8 protein-coding genes and 2 pseudogenes are annotated in these 10,175 nt (G+C 68.5%); 7 read left to right on the top strand and 3 right to left on the bottom strand.

Annotation, left to right across the window (positions count from 1 at the left end):
• The first annotated feature begins 7 nt into the window (after window positions 1-7).
• Entirely contained in the window at window positions 8-1,117 is a 1,110-nt protein-coding gene (locus tag N4G47_RS13475) for a toxic anion resistance protein (protein WP_475287723.1), read from the top strand.
• Between the two features lie 113 nt (window positions 1,118-1,230).
• On the opposite strand, the gene N4G47_RS13470 is transcribed toward N4G47_RS13475, so the two are convergent.
• A complete protein-coding gene (locus N4G47_RS13470) occupies window positions 1,231-2,115 on the bottom strand; it encodes a LysR family transcriptional regulator (RefSeq protein WP_475287720.1) in 885 nt (294 codons plus the stop codon).
• Between the two features lie 72 nt (window positions 2,116-2,187).
• On the opposite strand from N4G47_RS13470, the gene trpB reads away from it, so the two are divergent.
• From trpB to N4G47_RS13440, 6 genes and pseudogenes are all read left to right on the top strand, one after another.
• Window positions 2,188-3,429 (top strand): tryptophan synthase subunit beta, encoded by a 1,242-nt coding sequence (gene trpB, locus N4G47_RS13465; protein ID WP_475289946.1) that lies wholly within the window; start codon window positions 2,188-2,190, stop codon window positions 3,427-3,429.
• Window positions 3,426-4,111: pseudogene (locus N4G47_RS13460) on the top strand (hypothetical protein). The gene trpB and the pseudogene N4G47_RS13460 overlap by 4 nt, the downstream one beginning before the upstream one ends.
• Window position 4,112: 1 nt before the next feature.
• Window positions 4,113-4,922 carry a tryptophan synthase subunit alpha gene (trpA, locus tag N4G47_RS13455; protein ID WP_475287716.1) on the top strand — a complete coding sequence of 270 codons (810 nt, stop codon included), beginning with the start codon at window positions 4,113-4,115 and terminating at the stop codon, window positions 4,920-4,922.
• A 257-nt stretch (window positions 4,923-5,179) separates the two neighbouring features.
• Window positions 5,180-6,055, top strand: coding sequence for an acetyl-CoA carboxylase, carboxyltransferase subunit beta (gene accD, locus N4G47_RS13450; RefSeq protein WP_005417947.1), 876 nt, complete (start codon window positions 5,180-5,182; stop codon window positions 6,053-6,055).
• Complete coding sequence (glmM, locus tag N4G47_RS13445) at window positions 6,055-7,416, top strand: phosphoglucosamine mutase (RefSeq protein WP_475287711.1); 1,362 nt, start codon at window positions 6,055-6,057, stop codon at window positions 7,414-7,416. The genes accD and glmM overlap by 1 nt, the downstream gene beginning before the upstream one ends.
• Window positions 7,417-7,798: 382 nt before the next feature.
• The gene (locus N4G47_RS13440) at window positions 7,799-8,164 is read left to right on the top strand and encodes an RcnB family protein (RefSeq protein ID WP_475287709.1); all 366 of its coding nucleotides are present in this window, start codon (window positions 7,799-7,801) and stop codon (window positions 8,162-8,164) included.
• An 8-nt stretch (window positions 8,165-8,172) separates the two neighbouring features.
• Here N4G47_RS13440 and N4G47_RS13435 read toward each other — a convergent pair whose 3' ends face one another.
• The gene (locus tag N4G47_RS13435) at window positions 8,173-9,030 is read right to left on the bottom strand and encodes a polysaccharide deacetylase family protein (protein ID WP_107231072.1); all 858 of its coding nucleotides are present in this window, start codon (window positions 9,028-9,030) and stop codon (window positions 8,173-8,175) included.
• Window positions 9,023-10,167: pseudogene (locus N4G47_RS13430) on the bottom strand (glycosyltransferase family 4 protein). Before N4G47_RS13430 ends, N4G47_RS13435 begins: the two are co-directional and overlap by 8 nt.
• Between the last annotated feature and the right edge of the window lie 8 nt (window positions 10,168-10,175).

The following is a 10,175-nucleotide window of genomic DNA, read 5'->3' as shown; positions in this document are numbered from 1 at the left end:
CTGCCCGATGACCCAGGACAGCCAGACCCCCGGTGCGCTCATGCCCGGCACGACGACCGCCGCTCCGCTCGATGAGGGCGCACTGCAGGCCCTGGGCCTGGGCCGCGAGGATCTGCCGCGCATCGCCGAGATCCGCATGGAGCTGGACGATCTGCGACCGGGCAACCTGCAGGTGTTCGGGCGTGAGGCCGCCACGCGCACGGCGGCGTTCTCCAGCCAGTTGCTGGACCAGGTGCGCAACCGCGACCTGGACGCCAGTGGCGAGAAACTGGGCGAAGTGGTGCGCATTGCACGCAGCCTGAAGCTGGACGGCTTCGCGCAACGGTCGAAAGTGCCGGTGATCGGTGGCCTGATCGATCGCCTGCGCGTATCCAAGGGCGAGCTGGTACAGAAGTTCAGCGATACCAACGCGCAGATCGAGCAGTTGCTGGGCGATGTCGGCGTGCAGCAGGCGTTGATGGCCAAGCGCGTGGGCGAGTTCGACCGCATGCATGACATCGTCCGCGAGGAGCGCCATGCGCTCGGCCTGTATGCGGCGGCGGGCAAGCAGCGGCTGGCCGAACTGCAGGCCGAGCAACTGGCCGGGCAGGGCAGTGAGGATCCGCAGCAGCGCATCCGCCAGGGCGAGATCGACAATGCGATCCGGCTGATCGACAAGCGCGTGTCCGACCTGCAGCTGATGCAGCATGCTGCCGATCAGTCGCTGCCGATGATCCGGTTGATCCAGGCCAACGCGCTGCAGCTGATCGAGAAGTTCAATACCGTCCGCGACATCACCATTCCGTCGTGGAAGCGCCAGTTCGCGATCCAGCTTTCGCTGGGAGAGCAGAAGGCGGCGGTTGAACTGTCCACCGCCATCGACGATGCCACCAATGAGCTGATGCGGCGCAATGCGGACCTGCTGCGCCAGGCATCGGTGGATACCGCGCGCAGCAACCAACGTGGGGTGATCGACGTTGCCACGCTGCGTCATGTGCACGACCAGCTGATTGCCACGGTCGAGGAAGTGCGCAGCATCCATCGCGAAGGCATGCAGCAGCGCCAGCAGGCCGAAGTCGAGCTGGCGCGCCTGCGCGACGATCTGCAGCAACGCCTGGCGGCACCCACCGCGCCGTAGCGTCGAGCTTGCTCGACGGCGACCGTACCGTAGAGTCGAGCTTGCTCGACGACGGCCGTACCGTAGAGTCGAGCTTGCTCGACTGAAGCGAAGGCAGTCGAGCAAGCTCGACGCTACAGCTGCCCCACCAACCAATCGGCCAGGGCATCGACCCGCGCATCCGATGGGCCATCGGGCCGGGCCAGCACCCAGAAGCCACCGGTGGCGGTGAATCCCCATGGGGCCACCAGCCGGCCCGCGGCCAAGTCCTGGGCCACCAGTGGCTCGGGCGCAATGGCCGGGCCCAGCCCGGCCACCGCCGCTTCCAGCAGGTAGTAGAGGTGATCGAAGGCGGTGCCCAGCTGCAGCTTCGCCGTATCCAGATCATGCGCCTGCGCCCATGCCGGCCATGCCTGCGGCCGTGAGCGGGTGTGCAGCAGTGTCTCCTGCAGCAGTACCGAGGGTGGCCCGTTGCGCAGGCGCTGCGCGGCCGGATGGGAGGGCGCGACCACCACGCCCACCCGTTCCGGCGCCAGCTCGCGCACCTGCCAACCGCGCGGCCACGGCCCCTGTGCCAACAGCAGCACCGCGTCCAGCGCCGCCTGCGCCTCGGTGAAGCTGCCGTCCAGCGCCGACCATTGCAGGCGCACGCCGGGCAGGGCCGCCTGCAGTGCGGGCAGGCGCGGGATCATCCAGCGTGCCAGCACGCTGCCACTACACCCCAGCACCAGCGCCGGCGACGCCGCAGGCCGCCGCAGTTCACGCACGCAGTCTTCGATGCGACCGAACGCCTCACCGCACGCGGCGTGCAGTTGGGTGCCGGCCGCTGTCAGGCGCAGGCCACGGCCAGCGCGCTGGAACAGCGCCAGGCCCAGGTGGTCCTCCAGCAGCTTCAGCTGCCGGCTGACCGCACCGTGGGTGACGTGAAGGTCCTGCGCGGCACGGCCGACACCGCCCAGGCGGGCGGTGGCCTCGAACGCCCGCAGCGCGTTGAGCGGCGGAAGCGATGAGCTGCTCATGTGAGATTTCCTGACAGGATGCGCCAGATAATATCCATTTTCCGGTCACGACCCGTGCGCTAGAGTATCCACCTGTCTCGAACCAGCGGTCGCTTCCATGTCAGCTTCCCCATTGCCGACTTCCACGCCTTCCCGGATGCCCAGGGCCACTTCGGCCGCTACGGCGGCAGCTTTGTCGCCGAAACCCTGGTCGGCCCGCTGCAGGAACTGGCCCAGGCCTATGACCAGGCCCGCCAGGACCCCGCCTTCCAGCAGGCCTACGACCGCGACCTGGCCCACTACGTCGGCCGGCCGAGCCCGATCTACCACGCCCAGCGCCTGAGCGACCATGTGGGCGGCGCGCAGATCCTGCTCAAGCGCGAAGACCTGAACCACACCGGCGCGCACAAGATCAACAACACCATCGGTCAGGCGCTGCTGGCGGCGCGGATGGGCAAGAAGCGCATCATCGCCGAGACCGGCGCCGGCCAGCACGGCGTGGCCAGTGCCACCGTTGCCGCACGGCTGGGCCTGGAATGCGTGGTGTACATGGGCGCCACCGACATCGAGCGGCAGAAGATCAACGTCTACCGCATGAAGCTGCTCGGTGCGACGGTGGTGCCGGTCACCTCCGGCTCGGCCACCCTCAAGGACGCGCTCAATGAAGCCATGCGCGACTGGGTGACCAACGTGCAGGACACCTTCTACATCATCGGCACCGTGGCCGGCCCGGACCCGTACCCGCGCATGGTGCGCGACTTCAACGCCATCGTCGGCCGCGAAGCGCGCGAGCAGATGCTGGCCGAGTATGGCCGCCTGCCCGATGCGATCACCGCCTGCGTCGGCGGCGGCAGCAACGCGATCGGCCTGTTCCATGCCTTCCTCAACGATCGCCAGGTCGAGATCGTGGGCGCCGAGGCGGCAGGCGACGGCATCCACACCGGTCGCCACGCCGCGTCGATCGCCGCCGGCCGCCCCGGCGTGCTGCACGGCAACCGCACCTACGTGCTGTGCGATGACGATGGCCAGATCATCGAGACCCACTCGGTCTCGGCGGGCCTGGATTACCCCGGCGTCGGCCCCGAACACGCTTTCCTGGCCGATACCGGCCGTGCGCGCTACCTCGGCATCACCGATGAGGAAGCATTGCAGGCCTTCCACCTGCTGGCGCACACCGAAGGCATCCTGCCGGCACTGGAATCCAGCCATGCGCTGGCGCAGGCGATCAAGTTGGCGCGTGAGCGCCCGCGCGACCAGATCGTGCTGTGCAACCTGTCCGGCCGTGGCGACAAGGACGTGCACACCATCGCCGCGCGCGAAGGCCTGGTGCTGTGAATCCGATGCTGCGCCACGGCGGCGCGCTGGTGCTGGCGGTGGGGTTGGGGGATGCACGCCGCCCGATCCGCCGGTGCTGGCACCTGCGCCGGCCGCACCGGCGGCGATTGCGCCGGCGCAGCGCCCGGCCAGCAACGACGACATGGCGCATCGCCCGATCGATGACGCCCCTGCGCCGGTGGTCCCCCCGCAGGCCGATGAGGACAGCGCACCGGCGGTGGTCTCGGTGGCCCTGGACCATGCCGGTGAGGTGCTGATCGGCCAGCGGTTCAGCGAAGTCGAAGCGGAGGGCGCCTGGCATTCGGCCGGGCTGCACGAGGCCACGCAGGGGCGCTGCGAATACTACGAGCGCGGCACGCTGCCGGAAGGCGTGGCGATGATGGTGCAGGACGGCGACGTGGTTCGTTTCGACCTGGCCCCGATCGATGATTCCGGGCAGGTGGTGGTGCAGCCGGGTCCGTTCGGCCTGCGCCTGGACATGCCCCGCGCGCAGGCACTGCAGCTGCTCCCGTCCGGTGTGACCGTGCAGGCCTATGGCGACGACCCGGAAGCCGGAGAGAGCCTGCTCTGGCAGGACCCCGGTTCGGACCTGGCGATCCGCGTGGAGATCGTCGATGGCGTTGTATCGAGAATGTACTGGGGCGCCAGCGGCGCCGTTGACCTGATTGAAGGATGTACCTGACATGTCCGTTGAGCGTATCGATGCCTGTTTCGCCCGCCTGCGTGCCACTGGCCGCAAGGCGCTGATTCCCTTTGTCACCGCCGGTGATCCCTCGCTGGAAGCGACCGTGCCGGTCATGCATGCACTGGTCGAGGCCGGTGCCGATGTGATCGAACTGGGCGTGCCGTTCTCCGACCCGATGGCCGATGGCCCGACCATCCAGCGCAGCTCCGAACGCGCGCTGGCACGCGGTGCCGGCAGTCGTTACGTGCTGCAGGCGGTGGCGCAGTTCCGGGAGCGCGATGCGCAGACGCCGGTGGTGCTGATGGGCTACCTGAACCCGGTGGAGATCCACGGTTACGCTGCATTTGCCAAGGCCGCCGTCGAGGCCGGCGTGGATGGCGTGCTGCTGGTCGATCTGCCGCCGGAAGAAGCCGGGGAGGCGCAGCAGGCGTTCGACGCGGCCGGGTTGGCGCTGGTGCTGCTGGCCTCGCCGACCACCAGCGAAGCGCGCGCCGGCAAGCTGCTGACGCTGGCCCGTGGTTACCTCTATTACGTGAGCTTTGCCGGTGTGACCGGCGCGTCGGAGCGGTTGGACAGCGATGCGGCCGGTGCACGCCTGCAGGCCCTGCGCGAACGTGCGACGGTGCCGGTGGTGGCCGGTTTCGGCATCAAGGATGCCGCCAGCGCTGCGGCGATGGCGCGGCAGGCGGACGGTGTGGTGGTCGGCAGCGCGCTGGTGGCCGCATTGGCCGACGCGGACTCGGCCGACGAGGCCGCGCGGCGTGCCCGGGCCTTCCTCAGCCCGTTGCGGCAGGCGCTGGACGCCTGACGGTCGTGCCGGCCGCTGGCCGGCATACACTTGGCCCGCACCCACAAACGGTTTGCCGGCCAGCGGCCGGCACTCCCGGCGAGGCCCTGGATGACTGAGGGTCGTGCCCCGCACGGCGTTGCCGCGCTAAACGTACGTCCCAGCATGGTTTTTCCCGCCAGCCCGAAGCCCGGCAAGGGGTGCACGGGCGGGGAAGCGGAGCTAGACTGTCCGCCTTTGCGGCCCCCGGGCCGCCCTGAACGGAAGTGTCCTCCCGCATGAGTTGGCTCAGCAAGTTGATGCCGTCCGGCATCCGCACCGACAACACCCCCAGCAAGAAGCGCAGCGTCCCCGAGGGCCTGTGGGAAAAGTGCAGCAACTGCGGCAGCGCGCTGTACCGGCCGGAACTGGAAGAGAACCTGGAGGTGTGCCCGAAGTGCGGCCACCACATGGCGATCCGCGCGCGTGCGCGGCTGGCGGCGTTGTTCGACGCCGACAGCACCACCGAGATCGGTGCGCGCCTGGGGCCGACCGACCTGCTCAAGTTCAAGGACCAGAAGAAGTACAGCGAGCGCATCAAGATCGCGCAGAAGAACACTGGCGAGTACGACGCACTGATCGCCATGCGCGGCCTGCTCAAGGGCCGTGCGCTGGTGGCGTCGTCGTTCGATTTCGCCTTCATGGGCGGCTCGATGGGGTCGGTGGTCGGTGAGCGCTTCGCGCTGGCCGCGGAAACCGCTGTCGAGATCGGCGCGCCCTACGTGTGCTTCTCGCAGAGCGGTGGTGCGCGCATGCAGGAAGGCCTGTTCTCGCTGATGCAGATGGCCAAGACCTCGGCTGCGCTGGGCAAGCTGCGTGAAGCCGGGCTGCCGTACATCTCGGTGCTGACCCACCCGACCACCGGCGGCGTGTCGGCCTCGTTCGCGATGCTGGGCGACATCAACATCGCCGAGCCGCAGGCGCTGATCGGTTTCGCCGGCCCGCGCGTGATCGAGCAGACGGTGCGCGAGAAGCTGCCGGAAGGGTTCCAGCGCTCGGAGTTCCTGCTCGAGCACGGTGCCATCGACCAGATCTGCGACCGTCGTGAACTGCGCGACCGGCTGTCCGATCTGCTGGCCATGCTCGGCCGTCAGCCGGCGCCGGAGGTGGCTTGATGGGAGGCCGCAAGTACTTCGGTACTGATGGCATCCGTGGGCGGGTCGGGCAGGGCGTGATCTCGGCCGACTTCGTGCTGCGCCTGGGCAATGCGCTCGGCCGCGTCCTGGTCGCCCAGCGCGGCCAGGACGGGCGCCGGCCGATCGTGATCATCGGCAAGGACACCCGCATCTCCGGTTACATGTTCGAAGCAGCGCTGGAAGCCGGGCTGGTCGCTGCCGGCGTTGATGTGCAGCTGCTGGGCCCGATGCCGACCCCGGCCGTGGCGTTCCTGACCCGCACGCTGGGGGTGGATGCCGGCATCGTCATCAGCGCCTCGCACAACCCGCACTACGACAACGGGATCAAGTTCTTCTCCGCCCAGGGCGAAAAGCTGGACGATGCCACCGAGCTGGCGCTGGAGGCGGCGCTGGACATCGCCTTCACCACCGCCGAATCGGAGAAGCTGGGCAAGGCCTCGCGCGCCCGTGAGGCGGTGGGCCGCTACATCGAGTTCTGCAAGGCCAGTGTGCCGCGCACGTTCGACCTGCGTGGCGTGCGCCTGGTGCTCGACTGTGCGCACGGCGCCACCTACCAGATCGCGCCGCTGCTGTTCCGCGAACTGGGCGCCGAAGTGATCGGCATCGGTGCCGAGCCCAACGGCGTCAACATCAATGCAGGCGTGGGATCCACCCACATCGACAACCTGGCGGCCAAGGTGCGCGAGACCCGCGCCGATCTTGGCATCGCCTTCGACGGCGACGGCGATCGGGTGTTGATGGCCGACGACCAGGGCAACCCGGTCGATGGCGATGATCTGCTGTACATCCTGGCGCGTGCGTGGAAAGCCGAAGGGCGCCTGCATGGACCGGTGGTGGGCACGCTGATGAGCAACTACGGCGTGGAAAAGGCCTTCGCCGACCTGCAGATTCCCTTCCTGCGCAGCAACGTCGGTGACCGTTATGTGCACCAGGCGCTGGTGGAAGGCGGCGGCGTGCTCGGCGGCGAAGCCTCCGGCCACCTGCTGTGCCTGGATCGGGCCACCACCGGCGACGGCATCATCAGTGCCCTGCAGGTGCTGGTGGCGCTGCGCAACAGCGGGCAGACCCTGCGGCAGGCCCTGAAGGGGCTGGTGCGGGTGCCACAGAAGACGGTCAACGTGCGCCTGGGCAATGTATCGGCCAAGGCCACCGTGCAGGCCGAACGCGTGCAGTCGGCACTGGCCGACGCGCAGCAGGCGGTGGCCGGTCGCGGCCGTGCGTTCCTGCGCCCGTCCGGCACCGAGCCGGTGGTGCGGGTCACGGTCGAGGCCGACGATGCAACGCTGATGCAGGACACGCTGGATCGCCTGTCGGCCGCCGTGCGCGACGCTGCCGGCTGAGACGGCCGATCCGGTCGGCACCGCGCAGAGGTAACCCCGACATGGCCGCGACAGCGGCCATGTCGCTTTCTGGTGCTGTTGGCTGAACCCACCGCGACCGGCAATCGCGTTCAGCGCAGCGTATGCGCTTGCTGACGTGGCGTGAACGAAGCACGGCGTATTCCGGGCATCAGGATTCCTGCTTCTGCCCGATGCCTGCGCAGAAGAGGACCCGGTCGGAGCCGATCACGCTCCATTGTTCTTCCTTCACTGCAAGGACCACGACCATGAACACCTCACTGCGCTACAGCCGCTGCCTGCTGGCAGGTGCGCTGCTGGTGCTGCCGTTGCTGGGGGCGTTTCTGTTGCCAGCGCGCAACGCCGCCCTGAAGGCGGACCGCACATGTCCGCGCCGCGCGAAGAGCCGATGCGCGCGCCGTGGGGCTACCCGCGGATGGAGCGCCCGCGTGAACTGGGCGCTGCCCGGCCGGCGTACCGCGAGGATTACCGGCACAACTTCCGCGCCGACCACGCCTTCCGCATCGGTCCCTACCATCCGCCGGTCGGCTACGCCTATCAGCGCTGGCATTATGGCCAGATCCTGCCGCGCCCCTACTGGGTGGGCGACTACATCCTCAACGACTTCTGGCTGTTCGGCCTGGATGTGCCGCCGGTGGGGCTTGAATGGGTGCGCTATGGGCCGGACGCGCTGCTGATCAACACCCGCAACGGCGAGATCGTGCAGGTCGTGTACGGGCGCTTCTTCTGAGGCCGTTGTTACGGCCCCGGCACCATCTTCTTCTGGCGCGCCTTGAAGCCATTGAACAGCGGTGCGAGCAGCGGGTTGTAGCTCTGCGCGATGCGCTTGCGCAACCAGCTTGCCGGCCGGTTGCGGATCGCAAAACGGTAGATCCGCTCCGGATCACCACCGACCACGTTGCGTCCAAACGGATGGGTGGTGTGCAGGTAGCGGAAGCCGTGCTCGCGCGCGACCTCGATGTGGTCCTGGTCGAAATCACCATAGGGCCAGCACAGCGTGTCCGATACCTCGCCGAGCTTGTCGCGCAGCACCTCGCGCGAGATCGCCAGGTCGTGGCTGAGGCCCGCGCGGCGCTGCGCGCGGTCCAGGTCGTCGCGGCGCAGCCAGCGGGTATGGGTGTGGGTGTGGCAATGCACTTCGAAGGTGCCGGCGGCGATCGCCGCGCGGGCCTCGCTCCACCGCATCATCACCTCATCGCTGCGCTTGTGCTCGTAGATGGCCGCTTCGCAGCCGCGATGGTCCGGCGTGGCCGGCAGTGCCGCGCCGGCGATGCCGGCGTGCGGGCGCTCGGGGCCTTCGCCCATCCAGCCGGTGACCACGAACACCACCGCGTGCATGCCGTACTTCTGCAGGATCGGATGTGCATACACCCAGTTGTCCAGATAGCCATCGTCGAAGGTGATCACGATCGATCTGCGCGGCACCGGCCTGCCCGCCAGAAAACCGGCGTACTGGTCCAGGGTCAGCGACGTCCAGCCATTGCGCGCCAGCCACGCGATCTGGCTCTCGAAGTTCTCCGGTGACACGGTGATCATGCCCGGCGAGGGGCTGACGTGATGGTGCATCAGCACCGGTACGGTTCGCGCATCAGCCATGTCCCAGCTCCTTCAGCCACTGGTGGTAATAGTACTCGGTGGTCTCGCCGTGGCCGGCGGGGGTGAAGCGGTGGGCGCTGCGCATCCATTCCCAGCCGGCGCGGCCCATCTGCCGGCGCCTTTCCGGATCATCCACCAGCAGGCGCAACGCACCGGTGAGGGCGGCGCCGTCACCCAGCCGGGTGAGGATCGCATTGCTGCCATCGACCACCATTTCCGGAACGCCACCGACCCGCGTCGCCACGATCGGCACGCCGACATAGGCCGCTTCCAGGAACACGGTTCCGGCGGCCTCCTTGTGCGAGGCCAGGGCGAAGATGTCGAAGCCGGCCATCAACCGGCAGGCCCCGTCGCGGTAGCCCAGCAGGTGTACCTGCTGCTGCAGCCCGTGCTCGTCGCGCAACGCCTGCAGCCGTTCCATCACGGTCTGGCCATCGCCGATCACCACCAGATGCAGGTTGGGGTGGGTCCGGCACAGCGGCACCATCGCCTGCAGCAGATCGACATGGCCCTTGGGCTCACGCAGCACCGCCACGCAGCCCACCACGATGTCCTGCGCACCGAAGCCGAGCTCGGCACGCACTTCGGCGCGCACGTCCTGCAGGCATTGCCAGGGATCATCCTTGCGGACATCGCTCCAGCGCGGCGGTACCGCGATCGGCGGCACGATGCCGATGCGTTCGGTGGGGATGCCGCGGTCGGCCAGCAGCTGCTTGACGAAGCTGCTCACGGTCAGCACCCGGTGTGGCAGGCCGGTATAGGTGAGCAGCGAATTGACTGGGCTCATCAGGTGGCGCGAGCGCACCACCAGCGGCGTGCCTCCCAGCCGTGCGCCGGCAGCGGCGATCAGCGCATCGCGGCGGCTGGTGGTATTGACCACGTCATAGCGCTCGCGCCGCACCAGCCGCGACACCGACCAGATGCCCCGCAGCAGGCGCCCCAGGCCCCCATGCGCAGGGTGTGCACGGTGAAGCCGTCGTCGCGTGCCAGCGCAGCCAGGCGGGCATCGGGCTGGCACAGCAGCGACACCTCGTGGCCGCGCGCGCGCATCACCTGCATGTGGCGGAAAATATAGATCTCCTGCCCGCCCATTCCCTTGGCGGCTTCGGTGTGCAGGATGCGCAGCGGACGGTTCATGCGGAATC

This window comes from Stenotrophomonas sp. GSD10, from assembly GCF_056172695.1.
This window is presented reverse-complemented; position numbering and strand designations above follow the sequence as displayed.

Excerpts from the sequence above, each read along its gene's own strand:
- N4G47_RS13475 (WP_475287723.1), top strand. The coding sequence starts at position 8 with ATGACCCAGGACAGCCAGACCCCCGGTGCGCTCATGCCCGGCACGACG.
- N4G47_RS13470 (WP_475287720.1), bottom strand. The coding sequence starts at position 2,115 with ATGAGCAGCTCATCGCTTCCGCCGCTCAACGCGCTGCGGGCGTTCGAG.
- trpA (WP_475287716.1), top strand. The coding sequence starts at position 4,113 with ATGTCCGTTGAGCGTATCGATGCCTGTTTCGCCCGCCTGCGTGCCACT.
- accD (WP_005417947.1), top strand. The coding sequence starts at position 5,180 with ATGAGTTGGCTCAGCAAGTTGATGCCGTCCGGCATCCGCACCGACAAC.
- glmM (WP_475287711.1), top strand. The coding sequence starts at position 6,055 with ATGGGAGGCCGCAAGTACTTCGGTACTGATGGCATCCGTGGGCGGGTC.
- N4G47_RS13440 (WP_475287709.1), top strand. The coding sequence starts at position 7,799 with ATGTCCGCGCCGCGCGAAGAGCCGATGCGCGCGCCGTGGGGCTACCCG.
- N4G47_RS13435 (WP_107231072.1), bottom strand. The coding sequence starts at position 9,030 with ATGGCTGATGCGCGAACCGTACCGGTGCTGATGCACCATCACGTCAGC.